Annotated in this window: 15 protein-coding genes; 5 read left to right on the plus strand and 10 right to left on the minus strand. The window is 72.7% G+C overall.

The features are described from left to right. The first annotated feature begins 51 nt into the window (after positions 1–51). Positions 52–816, plus strand: coding sequence for an isocitrate lyase/PEP mutase family protein (locus tag ABEB17_RS04150; RefSeq protein WP_345715314.1), 765 nt, complete (start codon positions 52–54; stop codon positions 814–816). Between the two features lie 7 nt (positions 817–823). Here the strand turns inward: ABEB17_RS04150 and ABEB17_RS04155 are convergent, their stop codons facing one another. From ABEB17_RS04155 to ABEB17_RS04165, 3 genes are all read right to left on the minus strand, one after another. Further along, entirely contained in the window at positions 824–1,336 is a 513-nt protein-coding gene (locus ABEB17_RS04155) for a methylated-DNA--[protein]-cysteine S-methyltransferase (protein WP_345715315.1), read from the minus strand. Between the two features lie 101 nt (positions 1,337–1,437). Continuing rightward, positions 1,438–2,685 (minus strand): DHHW family protein, encoded by a 1,248-nt coding sequence (locus tag ABEB17_RS04160; RefSeq protein WP_345715316.1) that lies wholly within the window; start codon positions 2,683–2,685, stop codon positions 1,438–1,440. A gap of 11 nt (positions 2,686–2,696) precedes the next feature. Next, positions 2,697–4,343, minus strand: coding sequence for an MBOAT family O-acyltransferase (locus ABEB17_RS04165; protein WP_345715317.1), 1,647 nt, complete (start codon positions 4,341–4,343; stop codon positions 2,697–2,699). A 202-nt stretch (positions 4,344–4,545) separates the two neighbouring features. Here ABEB17_RS04165 and ABEB17_RS04170 point away from each other — a divergent pair, with 202 nt between their 5' ends. Then, positions 4,546–6,906: an aminotransferase class III-fold pyridoxal phosphate-dependent enzyme gene (locus ABEB17_RS04170; protein ID WP_345715318.1), complete on the plus strand. Its 2,361-nt coding sequence runs from the start codon at positions 4,546–4,548 to the stop codon at positions 6,904–6,906. A 12-nt stretch (positions 6,907–6,918) separates the two neighbouring features. Here the strand turns inward: ABEB17_RS04170 and guaA are convergent, their stop codons facing one another. From guaA to ABEB17_RS04185, 3 genes are read right to left on the minus strand one after another with little or no spacing between them, the layout of a single operon-like run. Then, positions 6,919–8,502: a glutamine-hydrolyzing GMP synthase gene (gene guaA / locus ABEB17_RS04175; protein WP_345715319.1), complete on the minus strand. Its 1,584-nt coding sequence runs from the start codon at positions 8,500–8,502 to the stop codon at positions 6,919–6,921. After that, complete coding sequence (locus ABEB17_RS04180; RefSeq protein WP_345715320.1) at positions 8,499–8,834, minus strand: DUF3817 domain-containing protein; 336 nt, start codon at positions 8,832–8,834, stop codon at positions 8,499–8,501. Before ABEB17_RS04180 ends, guaA begins: the two co-directional genes overlap by 4 nt. Then, on the minus strand, positions 8,831–9,592 hold the full coding sequence (locus ABEB17_RS04185) for an SURF1 family protein (RefSeq protein ID WP_345715321.1): 762 nt from the start codon (positions 9,590–9,592) through the stop codon (positions 8,831–8,833). Before ABEB17_RS04185 ends, ABEB17_RS04180 begins: the two co-directional genes overlap by 4 nt. A 62-nt stretch (positions 9,593–9,654) precedes the next feature. Between ABEB17_RS04185 and ABEB17_RS04190 the strand changes: the two genes are divergently transcribed. The 3 genes from ABEB17_RS04190 (at position 9,655) to ABEB17_RS04200 (ending at position 14,267) form a co-directional block, all read left to right on the plus strand. Continuing rightward, positions 9,655–11,373 (plus strand): ABC transporter ATP-binding protein, encoded by a 1,719-nt coding sequence (locus tag ABEB17_RS04190; RefSeq protein WP_345715322.1) that lies wholly within the window; start codon positions 9,655–9,657, stop codon positions 11,371–11,373. Continuing rightward, positions 11,370–13,196: an ABC transporter ATP-binding protein gene (locus tag ABEB17_RS04195; protein WP_345715323.1), complete on the plus strand. Its 1,827-nt coding sequence runs from the start codon at positions 11,370–11,372 to the stop codon at positions 13,194–13,196. Before ABEB17_RS04190 ends, ABEB17_RS04195 begins: the two co-directional genes overlap by 4 nt. A 168-nt stretch (positions 13,197–13,364) precedes the next feature. Further along, positions 13,365–14,267 carry an alpha/beta hydrolase gene (locus tag ABEB17_RS04200; RefSeq protein ID WP_345715325.1) on the plus strand — a complete coding sequence of 301 codons (903 nt, stop codon included), beginning with the start codon at positions 13,365–13,367 and terminating at the stop codon, positions 14,265–14,267. A 24-nt stretch (positions 14,268–14,291) separates the two neighbouring features. Here the strand turns inward: ABEB17_RS04200 and ABEB17_RS04205 are convergent, their stop codons facing one another. The 4 genes from ABEB17_RS04205 to ABEB17_RS04220 form a co-directional block, all read right to left on the minus strand. Continuing rightward, on the minus strand, positions 14,292–15,203 hold the full coding sequence (locus ABEB17_RS04205) for an oxidoreductase (RefSeq protein ID WP_345715326.1): 912 nt from the start codon (positions 15,201–15,203) through the stop codon (positions 14,292–14,294). After that, positions 15,200–17,008: a GMC oxidoreductase gene (locus tag ABEB17_RS04210; protein ID WP_345715327.1), complete on the minus strand. Its 1,809-nt coding sequence runs from the start codon at positions 17,006–17,008 to the stop codon at positions 15,200–15,202. Before ABEB17_RS04210 ends, ABEB17_RS04205 begins: the two co-directional genes overlap by 4 nt. Beyond that, positions 17,005–18,594 (minus strand): succinic semialdehyde dehydrogenase, encoded by a 1,590-nt coding sequence (locus ABEB17_RS04215; protein ID WP_345715328.1) that lies wholly within the window; start codon positions 18,592–18,594, stop codon positions 17,005–17,007. The genes ABEB17_RS04210 and ABEB17_RS04215 overlap by 4 nt, the downstream gene beginning before the upstream one ends. 153 nt (positions 18,595–18,747) lie before the next feature. Next, positions 18,748–19,869, minus strand: a complete 1,122-nt coding sequence (locus ABEB17_RS04220; protein ID WP_345715329.1) for a GuaB3 family IMP dehydrogenase-related protein — start codon at positions 19,867–19,869, stop codon at positions 18,748–18,750. Positions 19,870–19,879: the final 10 nt, after the last annotated feature.

The following is a 19,879-nucleotide window of genomic DNA, read 5'->3' on the forward strand; positions in this document are numbered from 1 at the left end:
CTCGGCGCTGCTCACGATCGACGGGGCGGCGCCGAGCGCTAGCGTCTGTCCATGAGCTTCGCCGACCTGCACCACGCCGACCTGCCGCTCCTGCTTCCCAACGCGTGGGACGTTCCGTCCGCACTGGCCTTCGTCGAGGCCGGGTTCGAGGCCATCGGCACGACGAGCTTCGGCGTCGCCAGCTCCATCGGACGTCCGGACGGCGACCGGGCCACCCGCGATGCGAACCTCCGCCTGGCCCGACAGCTCGCCGACCTGGGGTGCTACGTGAGCATCGACATCGAGGACGGCTACTCCGAGGACGCCGATGAGGTCGCCGAGTACGTCGCGAACCTGCCGGCCGACGGGGTCAACCTCGAGGACAGCATCGAGGGCCACCTCGTCCCGCCAGACGTGCTTGCTGCAAAGATCTCGGCCGTCAAGATGCGGCGGCCCGAGCTGTTCGTGAACGCCCGGATCGACACCTACTGGTTCCGCGAGCTGGCCACCGTCGAGGAGACCGTGGCCCGAGCGGCGCGGTACGTCGAGGCCGGGGCAGACGGCGTCTTCGTGCCGCGGGCGAGCGACCCCGACCTGCTGCGCGAGCTGACCGCGAGGATCCCGGTGCCCCTCAACGTGCTGGCCATCCCCGGCACGTCGCTGCTCGACCTGGCTGCCCTCGGGGTCCGACGGGTCAGCACGGGGTCGTTGCCCTACCGCGCCGCGGTCCAGGCCGCCACGGACGCCGCGACCGCCGTGCGTGACCACCTGGCCGTACCAGCGTCGGTCGGCTACGACGACCTGCAGGCCAGGCTGGTCGAGTACGCCGGCCGCTGAGCGCCGATCAGAACAGCCGGTCCGTCCCGACCGGGGCCAGCCCCTCGAGCTCGAGCAGAAAGTGCTTGCGCGCCAACCCGCCCGCGTACCCGGTGAGCTTCCCGTCGCGTCCGACGACCCGGTGGCAGGGCACGACGATGGACAGCGGGTTGTGCCCCACGGCCCGGCCGACGATGCGCGCCAGGTTCCGGTCACCCAACGACTCGGCGATCTCGCCGTACGACATGGTCTCGCCGTAGGGGATCGCGGCCAGGACCTGCCAGACCCGCTGCTCGAAGCCGGTGCCGGTCGCGGCAGTCGGCAGGTCGAACGACGTGCGCTCACCGGCGAGGTACGCGACCAGCTGAGCGCGCGCCGTCCCGAGCAGGACGTCGTCATCGGCGTCCACCTGCCTGCCGAACGCCGTCCGGTCGGGGTTCGTCCAGTGCTGCGGGTAGTAGAGGCCGACGACCGCGTCGCGGTCCGCGACGATCGTGACCTCGCCGAACACGGTCTGCACGACCGCGTGCCGAGTGCTCATGCTGCTGACCTCCGTCGCCCGCCATTGTCCGTCACTCGGAGAACGCAGCGAGGCGCAGCCCTGTGAGGTCGCTCGCGGAACCGGCCCTGGCTGCGTGCGGGTCAGCCGTCGCCGACCGCGGCGGACCCCTTGGCCGCACGGCGGGCGCGCACCGCGTCCATGTCCGTCCAGACCTGCGAGTCGAACGAGACGTTGCCCAGCGTCGAGACCTGGTTGTGCATGACGATCACGACGTCCGGCTTCACCCGGGCGACGACGTCGCGGATGTTCTCGGGCTTGTTGTAGTGGCGCTCGTCGATGGTGATGAGGGTCTTGACCCGCTCGGAGAAGTACGTGGAGAAGGCGTCGCCGAACGAGTCCTTCAGGATGAGCACCGTGCCGCGGGCGGCTGGGTCCGGGTTGACCGAGCGCTGGTAGGCCGAGTCGCCGCCCATGAAGGCGAGGTACCGGTTGGCGTACTTGTCCTTCGCCTTGGCCGCCTTGGTGACGAAGGTGGGCTTGTTGCAGACCGAGCCCCGGCAGATCCGGGCGCGCCACGCGTCCGGCTGCAGGACGTCGAAGGCGTCCGGCTGCCGGGTCGCACCCGCGGTGACCTCCCGGGCCAGGCTGCCGTAGAAGTCCGGGTACGTCACCGTGTGGTAGGCGCGGGTGTCGGTACCGATCCGCACGCCCATGCCCGCCAGTCGCTGCGACACCAGGTCCACTGCCCTGATCGCCCCCGCTGGCGTCCAGTGGTGGTCGGTGCGCCAGTAGTTGGCCTCGCGGGTCGCCGGGTCCGACAGCGTCGGGCCGAGGTCGAGGACCGGGCCACCTCGGGCGATCGCCTTCAGGTAGGCCGGCTTGGTGCCGGTGTAGCCCCCCTGCCAGGCGGCCGGCAGCTTGTCGTCGAAGACCTCCTCGCGGCGGGGGGCGTAGACCCACAGGATCGGCGTGCCCGTGGCGCGCACGTCCTTGCCGAGCTGCTCCGCGCGGTCCCCGAACGTCGTCGGCAGCCGCAGCTTGGCCGGCTTGCCGAGCAGGAAGCCGTCCTGGTCACCGACGTAGACGTTGTTCACGACCGGCTGCCGCAGCACGCCCTTGGACAGCGAGGCGTGCGCCTCGAGCCAGCGCTGCCGACCGGGCACGTGATCGTCCAGCCAGGCCTCCGTGGTCCGCATCCAGCTGCCGTCGCGGACCGAGTCGACCGTCGCCGGCTCGTACGACTGCAGGGAGCGGCCGTCGAGCGTCGAGCGGGCCGGCGGGTCGAGGGCGACGGCGCCGAACCCGAGGGCCGTCACGAAGAGCACCAGGGCGAGTCCTGGCGCAGCAGCCAGCCAGAGGCGGCGGCCGTGGCGGGTCGGGCGGGTCATGGAAGAGCTCCTCAGAACCGGAAGTAGATGAACGGCGAGTAGGTCGTCGCCACGACGAAGGCCGTCGCGATGAGCAGCAGCACGCAGCCGGCGGCGGTCAGCGCGAGGGTGAGCAGCGGCGCCGGCTCGCGCACCAGCACCTCGTCGGGTTCGAGTTCGTCGAGCTGGACGTCGATCGGCTCGGACCCGGCGGCCGTGGTCGTCAGCGCCGGAGCCTCCTCCACCGCGACCACCGTGGACGTGCCACCGGTCGGAGCCGACGGCAGGCCCTGGTGCACCGGCTCGACGGCAGCGGGCGACGTCGCCGGGTCGGCCGGGGAGGCGGGCACCGGGGTCCGGCGTCCGACCCCGCTCGGCGCCTCCCAGCGGCCCGCCATGACGAGCTCGGCCTTGTCCATGAGGGGCCGGAAGATGCCCGCCGCCAGGACCACCGCGACGATCACGATCACCCAGGTGCTCTGCAGGTCGAGCGTGGTCTGCGAGTCCCAGGCCGGGAGGCCGCCGCCGGTCAGCATGGTCCGGTAGTACTCCCCGGCCTGGCCGACCGAGGTGCTGCGGAACAGCACCCAGCCCAGCACCGCGACCAGCACGCCGTACAGGTGCTGCAACGGGATGGGCAGCCGCTCGACGGCGCGGCCCAGGAACGAGCGCTCCAGACCGATCAGCACCCCGTAGTAGAGGCCCCAGAGGATGAACGTCCACGCCGCCCCGTGCCACAGGCCGGTCAGGCCCCACACGATCAGCAGGTTGCGCCACAGCACGAGAGGCCGCACTCGCGAGCCACCGAGGGGGATGTACACGTAGTCCCGGAACCAGGAACCGAGCGAGATGTGCCAGCGCTGCCAGAACTCGCGGGCCGACTTGCTCACGTACGGGTAGCGGAAGTTCTCGTGGAACCGGACCCCCATCATCGCGGCCAGGCCGATGGCGATGTCGGAGTAGGCGGAGAAGTCCAGGTAGATCTGCAGGCTGTAGAGGACGACGGCCAGCCAGGCCGCGCCGAACGAGCGCGGCTCGCCGGTGGCGAACATGCCGTCGATGATGACAGCGAGCGAGTCCGCCAGGACCGCCTTCTTCGCCAGGCCGCCGGCCACCCGGAGCGCGCCGTAGCCGAACAGGCCCGGGTCGAACCGCGGCGCCGCCAGCTGCGGTCCGATGTCGTGCCAGCGCACGATCGGGCCGGCTACCAGGTGCGGGTACATGGTCAGGAAGCCGGAGAACGACAGCAGACCCGGCGCGCCGTCGTCCCGGCGCCGGTGGATGTCGATCAGGTAGCCGATCGCCATGAACGTGTAGAACGAGACCCCGATCGGCAACGGCAGGTGGGTGCGATCAGCGAGCGCATCCAACCCGAACACGTTGAGCGCGAAGTCCAGGTACTTGAACACCGCGATCGGCACCAGCACCACAGCTATGCCGACGACCAGCAACGCGGTGCGCCGCTGGTCCTCGCGGTGGCGCACCAGCAGCCGCCCCCACTGGTAGGTGAAGAGGCCCGTGACCAGGATCAGGACGACCAGCACCGGCTCGCCCCACGCGTAGAACACCGCGCTCGCCACGAGCAGGGGCGCAACCCGCCAGCGCGGCGGCGCGGCATAGAAGAGCAGCATCGCAGCGGGCAGGAAGAGGAACAGGAAGATGGTGCTGGTGAAGACCATGAAGTGATTTCTTGTCGCGGCAGGCAGGCCTGGGGAGTATACCGGCGACACGTCGCTGCCCGGACCGCGAGCGCGCGCGGCACAGCGGCCGTCCACCCAGAAGAACCGCAGGTCAGAGTAGGTGTGAGCACCCGTGACGGACCGTGTCGGGACCGCGTCGGACCGCGTACCGCGAGCCCCCCGCCGCCGGTAGGTTGAGCCCATGGGCCGCACTCCTGAGGAGCCGACGTCCGGGATCGACGCGGTGCTGCTGGCGCAGCCGCCCGCGTTCGCCGAGGACGCCGCCGCCGCGATGGCACGCCAGGCGTTCGGCATCGAGACGGCGGGTGCGCGGAACTTGGGCAGCGAGCGGGACCAGACGTTCATGCTGCTCGACGCCGCGGGCGAGGGACTGGCCATCCTGAAGGTGTCCAACCCCGCCGAGGACCCGGCGACGCTGGACATGGAGGCGCTGGTCGCGTTCCACGCCGTCCGCGCCGACCCCGGCCTGGCGGTGGCTCAGCCGCGCCGCGTCCCGACGGCCGACCCGGCCGCGGACGCACCCGGGTACCGGGCTCGGTGGGAGCACGCCGGCGACACCCACTGGCTGCGCGCCTACGACCTGCTCCCCGGGCGCGCCCGCCTCGACCCGCTCACCCTGCCGGACCCGGCCCTCATTGCCTGGGGTGAGACGACTGCTCGACTCGGGCTGGCCCTGCGCAGCTTCATCCACCCCAACGCGATCCGCACCCTGCCGTGGGACGTCCAGCACGCCGCCACGGTGCGCCCGATGCTGGGCTCGATCCGCGACGGGGCGACGCGCCGGACGGTCGAGGCGGTGCTGGACCGGTTCGAGGCCAGCGTCCTGCCGCGCTGGTCCGCGCTGCGGGCGCAGGTGATCCACAGCGACCTCACCGCTGACAACGTGCTGGCGGACGACGACGGCCTGATCACCGGGATCATCGACTTCGGCGACCTGAGCCACAGCGCCCTGGTCGTCGACCTCGCGTCCGTGCTGGACTCGATGGCGATGGGCCGTCGCGGCGACGAGATGTTCCGGGTGGCTCGGCTCGTCCTGGACGGGTACGAGAGGGTCCTGCCGCTGGAACCCCTCGAGCGCGAGGTGATGGGTGAGCTCTGGGCGGCCCGGGCCGCGGTCGGTGTCGCGATCGGGTCGTGGCGGGCGTCCGAGGGCCTGGAGGAGCAGGTGTTCGCGGAGCGGCTCAACGAGACCGCGCTGGTCATGATGGACCACATGCTGACCACCGGGTGGGAGCGCACGGCGCACGCCCTCGGCGCGTCAGGCACCAACGCCCGCAACGGTTCTGGCCTGTCCGGCCGGCGGGACGCGGTCTTCGGTCCGGCGATGGAGCCGTTGAGCTACGACGAGCCCATCGAGCTGACCTCCGCCCGCGGCGTGTGGATGGCCGCCACCGACGGCCGTCGCTACCTGGACACCTACAACAACGTCGTCTGCGTCGGTCACAGCCACCCGCGGGTCACGTCGGCCGTGGCCCGGCAGTGGCGCGTGCTGAACACGAACATGCGCTACCTGCACCACGCCGCGATCGAGCTCGGCGAGCGCCTGGTGGCGACCTGCCCGCCCGAGCTGGACACGGTCCTGTTCATGAACTCCGGCTCCGAGGCGAACGACCTCGCCTGGCGGATCGCCAAGTACCACACCGGAAACACCGGCGGCCTGTGCACCGACTTCGCCTACCACGGCATCACCGAGGCGATGGCAGACCTGTCCCCCGAGGTGCTGCCCGCCGGGGTGTCCGCGGCGGGGCACGTCGAGACCTGGCTGCCGCCGGACGCCTACCGCGGGGCGCACGCCTCGACGGCCGGGTTCGCCGACGCCTTGGCGCGGCTGGCCGACCGCGGCGTCGCGCCGGCCGCGACGATCCTGGACGGCGTGCTGCAGAGCGACGGGGTGCTGGACCTCGAACCCGCCTACGTGCAGGAGCTGGTCCGGCTGACCCACGCGTCAGGTGGGCTGTGGATCGCCGACGAGGTGCAGGGCGGGCACGGGCGCACCGGCTCCGCGATGTGGTCGTTCGAGCGGTTCGCGATCGTGCCCGACTTCGTCACCCTCGGGAAGCCGATGGGCAACGGGCAGCCGGTGGGCGCCGTCATCCTGCGCCGCGAGCTCGCCGAGCGGTTCGCCCGCGACACGGTGTTCTTCTCCACCTTCGGCGGCAACCAGGTGTCGATGGCCGCCTCGCACGCGGTGCTCGACGTCCTCGCCGACGAGCGGGTGCTCCCCCGCGTCGAGGCCGCGGGCGACGCGTTGCGTCAGGCCGTGCGCGAGGCCACCGCCGGGCACGACCACGTCGGCGACGTCCGCGGCATGGGCCTGGCCAACGGGATCGAGATCGTCACCGACCGCGCCAGCCGCACTCCCGACCCCGCGGCGGCCGCGGCGGTCAAGAACGGCATGCGCGCCCGGGGCGTCCTGGTCGGCACCACCGGGCGCGCGGTGAACACCCTCAAGGTGCGGCCGCCGCTGGCGTTCACCGCGGACGACGTCCCGACGTTCGTCGCGGCCCTCACCGGCGCCCTGGACGACCTGCCGCGCAGCTAGCGGCGGCGAGCGCTACTCCCACTCGATGGTGCCCGGCGGCTTGCTCGTGATGTCCAGGACGACCCGGTTGACCTCAGCGACCTCGTTGGTGATCCGGGTCGAGATCTTGGCCAGGACGTCGTAGGGAAGCCGGCTCCAGTCCGCGGTCATCGCGTCCTCGCTGGACACCGGGCGCAGCACGATCGGGTGACCGTAGGTGCGCCCATCCCCTTGCACGCCAACGGATCGGACGTCGGCGAGCAGCACGACGGGGCACTGCCAGATGGCCGAGTCGAGCTCCGCGGCGGTGAGCTCCTCGCGGACGATCAGGTCCGCCGCCCGCAGGATCTCGAGCCGCTCCGCGGTCACCTCGCCGACGATCCGGATGCCCAGGCCGGGGCCGGGGAACGGCTGGCGAGCCACGATCGGCTCGGGGACGCCGATCTCGCGGCCGACGGCGCGCACCTCGTCCTTGAACAGGGTCCGCAACGGCTCGATCAGCGAGAACTGCAGGTCGTCCGGGAGCCCACCGACGTTGTGGTGGCTCTTGATGTTGGCCGCGCCCTCGCCGCCGCCGGACTCGACGACGTCCGGGTAGAGGGTGCCCTGCACCAGGAACTTGACCGGGTGACCGTCGGACTCCGCCTCACCGACCACCTCGCGGGCAGCCTGCTCGAACACCCGGATGAACTCGCGCCCGATCGCCTTGCGCTTCTCCTCCGGGTCGGTCAGCCCGGCGAGCGCGTCCAGGAACTGCTTGGTCGCGTCGACGACCTTGAGGTCGACGCCGGTGGCCTCGACGAAGTCGCGCTCGACCTGCTCGGCCTCGCCGGCCCGCAGCAGGCCGTGGTCGACGAAGACGCAGGTCAGCTGGTCGCCGACGGCCTTCTGCACCAGGGCCGCGGCCACCGAGGAGTCCACCCCGCCGGACAGCCCGCAGATCACGTGAGCGTCGCCGATCTGCTCGCGAACCCGCTCGACGAGCTCCTCGGCGACGCCCTCCGTCGTCCAGGTCGGCTCCAGCCCGGCGCCGCGCACCAGGAAGTTCTCCATCACCCGCTGGCCGAAGGTGGAGTGCACGACCTCGGGGTGCCACTGAAGGCCGTAGAGCTTGCGCTCGTCGTCCTCGAACGCGGCGACCGGCGTCCCGACGGTCTCGCCGGTGACCCGGAATCCCTCGGGCGCGGCGTGCACGCTGTCACCGTGGCTCATCCACACGGACTGCTCGTCGACCTGCCCGTAGAAGAGCGTCGAGCCCTCCGGCTGCACCCGGGCCATCGTGCCGCCGTACTCGCGCTGGCCGGTGTGCGCGACCTCGCCGCCGAGCGCGAGCGCCATCGCCTGGAACCCGTAGCAGATGCCGAGCACGGGCACGCCCGCCTCGAACAGGGCCTTGTCCACGCTCGGGGCCTCGTCGGCGTACACGCTGCTTGGGCCACCGGAGAGCACGATCGCCGCCGGCTCCTTGGCCAGCATCCGCTCGACGGGCATCGAGTGCGGGACGACCTCGCTGTACCGGCCGGCCTCGCGGACCCGGCGGGCGATCAGCTGGGCGTACTGCGCGCCGAAGTCGACGACCAGGACGGGGTGGGCCTCGAGGTCCGGGGTCTCAGTCACCCGGCAAGCGTATCGGCGCCCGACCCCTCGACCTCGCGCGCCACCTTGCGCTCCATCACGAACGAGAAGAACGGGACGACGCCGGCCAGCATCACGCCGATCATCCTCGGCAGCGACCACTTCACCCGGAAGCCGAGGTCGGCGACCGTGATCACGTAGAGCAGGTAGAGGAATCCGTGGATCTGGCTCCACCAGATCAGCGAGTCGTTGTCGAAGCCGTAGTGCAGCACGACCTCGGCGACCAGCAGCAGCAGGCCGATGCCGACGATGACGGCCATGATCTTGAACCGGGTCAGGGCGGACCGGACCTTGGGGCTGAGGGGGTCGCTCACGCCCCGACCTTCTCACGCTGGTTCTCGGTGCGTTCGCGCTGGTCCTGGCGGACCATCTTCCACCAGAGCACGAGCGCGAAGCCGGCGAAGACCCACCACTGGACGGCGTACGCGGCGTTGCGCCAGGCGATGCCGTGCGGCTGCGGCTTGGGACGGGTGACCCGCTCCGGCTGGGCGCCGGCGCCCTCGGGCTGCTCCGCCGCGGCCACCAGGTACCCGTTGTAGATCGGTGAGCCCCACCGGTTGACCAGCTCGGCGGCGTCCAGCGCGGGCAGCTGCCCGGTCGGCAGGGCCGCCGCACCGTCGACCGGTGCATCATCTGGCTGAAGTGCACCCGTGACTTCCACCACACCGGACGGCGCGTTCGCGGGGTCGGCGGCCTCGTCGTCCGGGCTCGGCACCCACCCGCGGACGACGGGCAGCCAGGCCCCGGACGTCGTCCGCAGCGCCGCCACGACCCACCACCCGGACCGACCGTGCTGCAGCCGCTCGGTGACCAGCACCTGCTGGGCGGGGTCGTAGGTGCCGGTCGCCACGACGGCCCGGCCGTCCGCGGACGTCGGAAAGGGCTGCTGCGCAAGGAGGACGTCGTCCAGCGGGGCCGGTGGGAGCGCGGTCACCTCGCGGGCGGCCTGCCGGGCGCCCTTGTCGCGGGCCACCCCGAGCTGCCACGACCCCAGCCAGCCGAAGGCGACGCAGACCACCAGCACGAGGGCCAGCAGGGCCAGCCATCGAGGCTGCAGCGCGGTCCTCAGCACGCCCTGACCGTACGCGAAAACGATTGGGGTCCTGTCGGGGGTACGACGTACCGTGGACACTCGTGCGCACCCTCCCCTACGCCGACCCCGGCACCCCGAACATCGACGGCCCCTGGCGGCTGCTCGGCTGGATCGCGCGCGGGCAGAAGCTGACGCTCGCGATCGGGGTCCTGTGGGGCTGCGCGTGGATGTGCGCGCAGGCGCTCATCCCGGTCGCGGTGGGCCGCGGGATCAACGAGGGCGTGGTCGTCCACGACGGCAGCGCCCTGCTGCTGTGGTCCGGCGCCGTGCTGGGGCTCGCGTGCGTGCAGGCGCTGTCCGGCGTCCTGCGACACCGCGCCGCCGTGAGCAACTGGCTGCAGGCGAGCTTCCGGGTGGCGCAGCTGCTCGGCTACAAGGCCGCCGACACCGGCGAGGCGCTGCCGCGCACCGTGCCGACCGGCGAGGTCGTCGCCACGGTCACCAACGACGCCATGCGCCTGGGTGGGGCGTACGACGTGAGCGCGCGCTTCGCCGGCGCGATCGCCAGCTACATCGTCGTCGCGATCATCCTGGTGCGGACGTCCGTCTCGCTGGGCCTGCTCGTCCTGCTCGGCGTCCCCGTGCTCACGGCCGTGCTCGGCCTGCTGATCAAGCCGCTGCAGAAGCGCCAGGCCGAGCAGCGCGAGGAGTCCGGCAAGCTCACCACGCTCGGTGCCGACACCGTCGCCGGGCTGCGGGTGCTGCGCGGCATCGGCGGCGAGCAGACGTTCGTCACCCGGTACCGGCACCGCTCGCAGATCGTCCGCGAGACCGGCGTCCGGGTGGCTGGCGTGCAGGCCGTGCTCGACGCCGCCCAGATCCTGCTGCCCGGCATCTTCGTCGTGCTGGTCACCTGGCTCGGCGCCCGGCTCGTCGTCCAGGGCGAGATCGAGGTCGGCGACCTGGTGATGTTCTACGGGCTGTCCGCCTTCCTGGTCACCCCGCTGCGCACCGCGACCGAGATGGTCGACCGGCTCACCCGCGCGCACATCGGGGCGCGCCGGGTCATCAACGTGCTCCGGGTCAGCCCGTACGTGCTCGACCGCACGCCGGGGCGACGCGTCGACCTGTCCGACACCGCCCCGCTGCACGACCCGACGTCCGGCGCCACGCTGCCCGCCGGCCGGCTCACCGCCGTGGTGTCCCGCCGGCCGGAGGAGTCCGCGGCCCTGGCCGACCGGCTCGGCCGGTTCAGCGAGGTGCCCGGCGCCCCCGTGCTGCTGGGCGACGAGCGGATCGACCTGATCCCGCTGCCCGAGATGCGCCACCAGGTCGTGGTCAGCGAGAGCGACCCGCGGCTGTTCACCGGCTCGCTTCGCGCCCAGCTCGTCGGCCCGCAGGGTGCCAGCGACGACGAGGTGGCCCGGGCGATCGACACCGCCGCCGCGCACGACGTGCTCGACGCCCTGCCCGACGGCATCCACAGCGAGGTCGAGGAGCGCGGCCGCTCGTTCAGCGGCGGCCAGCGCCAACGCCTCTCGCTCGCCCGCGCGCTGCTGACCGACGCACCCACGCTCGTGCTGGTCGAGCCGACCAGCGCCGTGGACGCGCACACCGAGGCGCGGATCGCCAGCCGCATGCGGGCGCACCGGTCCGGCCAGACCACCGTCGTGATGACGGCGAGCCCGCTGCTGCTCGACCACGCCGACCACGTGCTGTTCCTGGACGGCGGCGCGGTCGTCGCCGAGGGCACGCACCGCGAGCTGCTGGCCAGCACGCCGGCCTACCGGCACACCGTGATCCGAGGGGAGGACGAATGAGCACCACGACGCCGACACCGACGCCGGGCTCGAACAAGCTCCCCGTCGCCGGACCGGACAGCGTGCGCCGCGAGGCCAAGGTGCTGGCCCGCGAGTACCGCCGTGGGCTGAGTGCCGTGCTCGGCCTGCACGGCCTCGCCGCGATCGCCGGGCTCGCCGGTCCGGCCCTGATCGGTCGCATGGTGGACGACGTCACCGCCGGCGCCGGGCTCAGCGAGGTCAACAAGCTGTCGGCCTTCCTGGCCGCCGCGATCGTCGTGCAGACCGTGCTCATGTACGCGGCACGGAAGCAGTCCTTCATCCTGGGCGAGACCGTCTTCGCGCAGCTGCGCGAGCAGTTCATGGACCGGGTCGTCGCCCTGCCGCTGTCGACCGTCGAGCGGGCCGGCACCGGTGACCTGGTCACCCGCACCACGCGGGACGTCGACGCGCTCTCCCACACCGTGCGGTTCGCCGTCCCGTCCGTGCTGGTCGCCATCGTCGCCACCGTGCTGACCACCATCGCGACGTTCGCGGCGGGCTGGAAGGTGGCCCTGCCGGTGCTCATCGCAGTGCCGATCCTGTGGACCGGCACGCGCTGGTACCTCAAGCGCGCACCGGCCGGCTACCTGCGCGAGGGCGCCACGTACGCCGTGCTCAACGGCACGGTCACCGAGACCGTCGACGGCGCCCGGACCGTCGAGGCACTGGGCCTGGGTGCCGAGCGACGGCGCACCGTGGACCGCGACCTCACCAGCTGCTACCAGGCGGAGCGGTACACCCTGTTCCTGCGCTCGGTGTGGTTCCCGAGCGTCGAGTTCGGCTACTTCCTGCCGGTCGCCGCCACCCTGCTGTGGGGCGGCTGGCTGGCCGGTGAGGGTCAGGCCACCGTCGGCCAGGTCACCGCGGTGACGCTCTACGTGCTGCAGCTGATGGGTCCGGTCGACGAGCTGCTGTCCTGGCTCGACGAGATCCAGGTCGGCGCGGCGTCCTTCGCCCGGATCATCGGCATCGGCGACGTCCCGAACGACCGGACCGCCAGCGGCGCACAGCCCGACGGCAACGAGATCGCCGCCCACGACGTGCGCTACGCCTACCGCGAGGGCCACGACGTGCTGGACGGCATCTCGATCGACCTCGCGCCCGGTGAGCGGCTGGCCGTGGTCGGGCCGTCCGGTGCGGGAAAGTCCACGCTGGGCCGCCTGCTGGCGGGCATCCACGGCCCGCGCACCGGCCGGGTTGAGGTCGGCGGCGTGCCGCTGGTCGATCTCGAGCTGGAGGACCTGCGCGGCCACGTCGCGCTCGTCACCCAGGAGCACCACGTCTTCGTCGGCTCGCTCGCCGACAACCTGCGGCTGGCCAAGCCGACGGCGTCGGACGACGAGCTCGCCCAGGCCCTGGCGGCCGTCGACGCGCTCGGGTGGGCCGAGCGGCTGCCGCAGGGGCTGGACACCGAGGTCGGGTCCGGTGGGCTCGAGCTGACCCCGCCGCAGGCGCAGCAGCTCGCGCTCGCCCGGCTGGTGCTCAACGACCCGCACACCCTCGTGCTCGACGAGGCGACGTCCCTGCTCGACCCCCGGGCCGCCCGGCACCTCGAGCGCTCGCTGTCCGCCGTCCTGGACGGGCGGACCGTGGTCGCCATCGCGCACCGGCTGCACACCGCGCACGACGCGGACCGGGTGGCCGTCGTCGAGGACGGCAAGGTCAGCGAGATCGGCACCCACCACGAGCTGGTGGATGCCGGTGGCCCGTACGCCGCGCTCTGGGCTTCCTGGACGGACGCACCCACGGGGCCGGACGGGTCGTCCGAGAACTCGTCGACGGTTTCTTCGGAACAGCCGTAACCTCCCCCGCCCCGCGTCGTTGAGCCGAGTGACGCGGGGCCGGCCGTCCACCCCCGGTGCCGGCCCCGCGTCCTTCCCCCAGCCCTCGGGCACACCGGTTGTGCCGATCCGGTGGACGTGTCGCGTGTCGAGCCCGTCGGAGCAGGCGGCCTGGCAGAGTTCGCCGCTGTGACCAGCCGCCCCTCCCGCCGCGCGGTGCTGCTCGGCGGTGCCGCCGGTGCCGCGGCCGTCGCCGGCGCTGGCTTCGCCGGGGTCGAGACCGGCGTCCTGCCTGGCCGGACCACGGTGGACTCCTGGCTGGGACTCAGCAAGGTCGATCCCGACGTCCCGCGTGGACCGCGCGGACCCGTGCGCTACGAGCAGTACGAGTCCCGGGCCCGGGGCAAGCGGGTCACCTGGGCGCTGACGCTGCCCGACGACCGCCCTGTTCGTGGACTGCCCGTGGCGCTGGTCCTGCACGGGCGCGGCGGCAACGCGCACAGCGCCGAGAACGTCCTGCACGCCGACGCCTACCTGGCGGACCACGTCCGGCGTGGGGGTGCGCCGCTAGCCCTCGTCTCCGTGGACGGGGACGCCACGTACTGGCACCCCCGGCTCAGCGGCGACGACTCACTGGCCATGATCCTCGACGAGGTGCTGCCGCGGGCCGGCCGGCTGGGCGCGGACGTCAGCCGGATCGGGCTCGTGGGCTACTCGATGGGCGGCTTCGGAGCGCTCATGCTGGCGCGCGAGGGCGAGGCCGGGCGACTCGGGGGCCTGCGGATCGCGGCGGCGGCGGCGTCCAGCCCGGCGCTCTTCGCCACGGCCGGCTCCTCGGCGCCGGGCGCGTTCGACGACCCGGCGGACTGGCGGCGCTGGGGTGACCTGGCCGCCCACCCGCAGGTCAGCAGCACCCCGCTGCACGTCGACTGCGGCGTCAGTGACCCGTTCGCCCAGCAGACCAAGCGCTACCGCGGCAACTGCCCGACCACGCCGGCGGGGGGCTTCACCAAGGGCGCCCACACCGGCGGCTACTGGCGCTCCGTGCTGCCGGCCCAGCTCGACTTCCTGTCCGGCCACCTCACCGCCTGACCCCAGGGTGGTCCAGCCGTCGGGTCAGGCGTAGGTGACGCCGGTCAGCTCGACCGAGCGCTGCCAGAGCGCCGCGGCCAGGTCGGTGTCGTAGGCCGCATCGATCGCGGTGATCCGGGTCGGGAACCCGCGCCAGCCGCCCCACGACCCGGGGCCGAAGAACTCGGCGCCGCGGACGTCGGGCTCGGTGGCCGCGTAGAGCAGCGGCCACGCGCCGTGCGCCGCGGGCTGCCCGAGCAGCCCGGACCCGGCCGACATCACCCGACCGATCCACCCCGAGCCGGCCGGCCCGTTGCGGACCAGCTCCGTCGCCGCCCACCCCGGGTGCGCGGCCACGCTCAGCAGGTCAAGACCCGCGCGGTCGGCGAACCGCTGCAGCTGCATCGTGAACAGCAGGTTCGCCAGCTTGCTCTGCCCGTACGCCCGCCACGGCTGGTACGACTGCTCGCTGTCCAGGTCGTCGAAGGCGATCCGGCCCATCCGGTGCGCGGGGCTGGACACGGTGACCACCCGCGCCGCCCCCAGGGCCGGCAGCAGCAGGCGGGTCAGCGCGAAGTGGCCCAGGTGGTTCGTGGCCAGCTGCAGCTCGTGGCCGTCCGCGGACACCTGACGGGTGGACGGCGCCATCACCCCGGCGTTGTTGAGCAGGATGTCGATCCGTGGCTGGTCGAGCAGCAGGTCGGCGGCGAACTCGCGCACCGACGCCAGCGCGGCCAGGTCCAGTGAACGCAGCTCGACAGTGGCGCCGGGCACCCGAACCCGCACCTGCCCGAGCGCCTCGTCGCCACGCTGGGGGTTGCGGCAGGCCAGCACGACGTGTGCGCCGTGCCGGGCCAGCTCGACGCTCGCCTCCAGCCCGACGCCGCTGTTCGCGCCCGTCACCACGGCCACCCGACCGTGCAGGTCACCGATGCGTTCCGACGTCCAGCCGCTCATCCGGCCGCCTCCGTCGCACGCTGGGTGGCCCAGCGCAGCGCTCCTGGGGCGTCGGCCGGGACGGCGGGACGGGACGGCACCACCGGGTCGACCCGCCGGTAGGGCTCGTCAATGGCCGGTCGCGGGTCACGCTCACCGGCGTTGGGCCACAACGACATCGCCCGCTCAGCCTGCGCCGTGATGGTCAGCGACGGGTTCACCCCGAGGTTCGCCGAGACCGTCGACCCGTCGACCACGTGCAGCCCGGGGTAGCCGTGCACCCGCAGGAACGGGTCCACCACGCCCTGCTCGGGCGTCCGTCCGATCACGCAGCCGCCGAGGAAGTGCGCGGTCAGCGGCACGTTCGCCAGGTCGCCGAGGGTCCCACCCGGTTCGGTCCGGACCCCGGTGCGCTCCTGCAGGCGGGCCGCCAACCGGCGCACTGCGCTGTGCCCGACCGGGATCCACGACGGGTTCGGCTCCCCGTGACCCTGCCGGGAGGTGAGTCCGGTCCGGGCGAACCCCAACCGGCCGAGCAGCCGGTGCGTCCGCGGCGACACCGTGATCGAGTTGTCCAGCGACTGCATCACCAGCCCGATCACCGCTCGCTCACTGAACCGGCGCACCGACAGCGAGCGGACGAACACGTCGGGGTGCCGCGCCGCCAGACCCACGGACCGGACGACGCGCGGCACCCGGCCGCCACCGTCCACGAGCATCCCGGCGAGCAGCCCCATCGCGTTGGAACCCTTGCCGTAGCGGACGTTCTCCACATGCGTGTCGTCGTCCGGGTGGAACGAGGACGTGATCGCCACCCCGCGGGTGAGGTCGACGCCGTCCGGCACCCGTTCCGTCATCGCACCGAGCAGCGCCTCGGAGTTGGTCCGGGTCAGGACGCCGAGGCGCCCCGACAGGGCCGGCAGCCGGCCCTCGGCGCGCATCCGGTGCAGCAGGCGCTGGGTACCCCACGTGCCGGCGGCGAGCACCACGTGCCGGGCCGTCGTGCTGCGACGGTCCTTGCGCAGCCACGCGCCGGTCCGCTCGGTGGTCACCCGGTACCCCACTGACGGGTCACCCGGATCCAGCGGGACGACGTCCACGACCGTGCGCAGTGGCTCCACCCGGGCGCCGATCGACTCCGCCAGCGCCAGGTAGTTCTTCACCAGCGTGTTCTTGGCGCCGACCCGGCAGCCCACCATGCAGTTGCCGCACTCGGTACACCCGGTGCGCTCCGGCCCGGCCCCGCCGAAGAACGGGTCCGGCACCGTGACGCCGGGCTCGCGGCGCTGCTGGCCGTCCGCGCCCACCCGACCGAAGAAGACGCCCACCGGCGTCTTGCGGAAGGTGTGACCCACACCCATCTCGTCCGCGACGGCGCGCATGATCTGCTCGACCACGCCCTCGCACGGGTTGGTGACCACGCCGAGCATCCGCGCCGCCTGGTCGTAGTGCGGGGTGAGCTCGTCGGCCCAGTCGGTGATCCCGGCCCACTGCGCGTCCTCGAAGAACTGCTTGGGCGGCACGTACAACGTGTTGGCGTAGTTCAGCGAACCACCGCCCACCCCCGCACCGGCCAGCAGCACGACGTCCGGCAGCCGGTGGATGCGTTGCACGCCAAAGCATCCGAGCCGTGGCGCCCACAGGAAGCGGCGCAGGTCCCACGACGTCTTGGCCAGCTCGTCGTCCGCGAACCGGCGCCCGGACTCGACGACCAGGACGTCATACCCCTTCTCGCGCAAGCGAAGCGCGGCGACGGAGCCGCCGAAGCCGGACCCCACCACCAGGACGTCGACGTCGGTGTCGACGGACTGGGCCGGAGCGGTCACCGGACGCCGGCCCGCTTCATCGCCTTAAGGGCGACCGTCAGCGTCTTGGCCCAGGCGCCGTAGCTCAGGCCGAGCGGTGGGCCGAAGCCCAGCAGCCGCTGCACCGTCACGTTCTGCGCCTCGGTGTACTTCTGCACGCCCTCGATCCCGTGCCGGCGGCCGAGTCCGCTGGACCGCATGCCACCCATCGGCGCCCCGACGCTGCCCCAGGCCGCGGCGTACGCCTCGTTGATGTTCACGGTGCCGGCCTTGACCCGGGCGGCGAGGCGGCGACCGCGAGCGATGTCCCGGGTCCAGATGCTCGCGTTGAGTCCGTAGTCGCCCTCGTTCGCGAACCGCACCGCCGCGTCGTCGCCGCTGACCCGGTAGACGGACACGACGGGCCCGAACGTCTCCTGGGCGTAGCAGGTCATGGCCTCGGTCACGCCCTCGAGCACGGTCGGCTCGTAGAACAGCGGGCCGAGGTCCGGCCGCGGCCGGCCGCCGGCGAGCACCCGGGCTCCGCCGGCGATCGCGTCGTCCACGTGCGTGGTCACCGTCTCGAGCTGCTGCGCGGAGATCAGCGACCCGACGTCCACGCTGAAGTCCATGGCCGCACCGAGCCGCAGCGCACGCACCCGGGCGACGAAGCGGTCCAGGAAGGCGTCCGCGATCTCCTCGTGCAGCAGCATCCGCTCCACGGAGATGCACAGCTGCCCGGTGCTGGAGAAGCAGGCCCGGACGGCCCCCTCGGCGGCCCGGTCCAGGTCGGCGTCCTCGGCGACGTAGAGCGCGTTCTTGCCGCCGAGCTCCAGGCTCGCTCCGACGAGGCGTCGTCCGGACTGCTCGGCGACTAAGCGACCGGTCCGCGTCGACCCGGTGAAGCACACGTAGTCGGCCTGCTCCACGATCGCGGTGCCCACCACCGGCCCGTCACCCACGACGACGCGGACCAGGCCCTCGGGGAACCCGGCCTCGCTGAGCAGCTCGAGCCCGCGCAGGGCCGTGAGCACGGTCTGCGAGTCCGGCTTGAGGACCACCGCGTTGCCGGCCAGCAGGGCGGGCAGGGCGTCGGACAGCGACAACGTGAGCGGGTAGTTCCACGGCGCGATGATGCCGATGACGCCCTTGGGCAGCCGCTGCTCGATCGACTGGGAGAGAACGGGGAACGCCCCCTGGCGCTTGCGCGGCCGCAGGTAGGAGTGCGCGCGGCGGCCGTAGTGCCGGGCGACGATGGCGACGTCCAGGATCTCCTCGAACGCGTGCGCGCGGGACTTGCCGTTCTCGATCTGGATCAGGTCGAGCAGGTCGTCCTGGGCATCCAGCACCAGGTCGTGCAGGCGCAGCAGGCAGCGCGCGCGATCGGCCAGGTCCCACTGCGCCCAGGAGCGCTGCGCGGCCCGGGCCCCCTCGACAGCCACCTCGACGTCGCGCGGGGTGGACACCGGCAGCGCCGCGACGGGAGCACCGGTGAAGGGAGCGTGGTGGGTGCGCACCTCGGCGCGGGGGCTCGCCACGATCCGGCGGGCCAGCCGACGGGCCAGCGCGGGGTCGACCGCGTAGGTGGCCGCGGCGTCCGTCTCGGGATCGGCGATCAGGTCGCTCATGCCCTCACCCTAAGCCCCGCCTCAAGCCCTCGCTACTAGCGAGTAACCCACCGCTTCAGCGCACTATTCGCGCTTGACGGTGCTATTCGGGCCCGAAAAGCACGTCAAGCGCGAATGGTGCGGGGGTGGGGGCCGGGGGGTGGGGCCGGGGGGTCAGGCCGGGGTGTACGGCGCGACGACGACCTCGACGCGCTGGAACTCCTTGAGGTCGGAGTAGCCGGACGTCGCCATCGCCCGGCGCAGGGCACCGATCAGGTTGGTCTTGCCGTCGGCGAACCGGCCCGGCCCCTCCAGGATCTCGGTCAGCGAGCCGAGCGTGCCGACCGCGACCCGCTCGCCGCGCGGCAGCTCGGGGTGGTGCGCCTCGGGCCCCCAGTGCCAGCCCCGCCCCGGCGCCTCGACGGCGCGGGCCAGCGCGGCGCCCAGCATCACGGCGTCCGCCCCACAGGCGATGGCCTTGACCAGCTCACCGGACCGACCCATCCCGCCGTCCGCGATGACGTGCACGTACCGGCCGCCGGACTCGTCCATGTAGTCCCGACGGGCGGCCGCGACGTCCGCGACCGCGCTGGCCATCGGCACGTGGATGCCCAGCGTGGTGCGGGTGGTGTGCGCGGCGCCACCGCCGAAACCGACGAGGACGCCGGCCGCGCCCGTGCGCATCAGGTGCAGGGCCGCGGTGTACGTCGCGCAGCCGCCGACGATGACGGGCACGTCGAGCTCGTAGATGAAACGCTTGAGGTTCAACGGTTCTGCGCGGCCGGACACGTGCTCGGCGCTCACCGTCGTGCCGCGGATGACGAACAGGTCGACCCCGGCGTCCACCACCGTCTTCCACAGCTGCTGGGTGCGCTGGGGGGTGAGTGCCCCCGCGACGGTGACGCCGGACTCGCGCACCTCCCGCAGGCGCTCGGTCACCAGCTCGGGGTTGATCGGCGCGTCGTAGATGGCCTGCATCCGCCGGGTCGCCGTGGCTTCGTCCAGCCCGGCGATCTCGGCCAGCAGCGGCTCGGGGTCGTCGTAGCGCGTCCACAGCCCCTCGAGGTCGAGGACGCCGAGGCCGCCCGCCTTCCCCAGGGCGATGGCGGTGGCCGGCGACATCACCGAGTCCATCGGCGCCGCGATCACCGGAAGCTCGAACCGGTAGGCGTCGATCTGCCACGCGACCGAGACCTCCTGCGGGTCCCGGGTACGCCGACTCGGCACCACCGCGACGTCGTCGAAGGAGTACGCCCGTCGCCCGCGCTTGCCGCGCCCGATCTCGATCTCGCTCACGCGGTTCAGG

Origin of the sequence: Angustibacter luteus (assembly GCF_039541115.1) — a bacterium.
GTDB lineage: Bacteria > Actinomycetota > Actinomycetes > Actinomycetales > Angustibacteraceae > Angustibacter > Angustibacter luteus.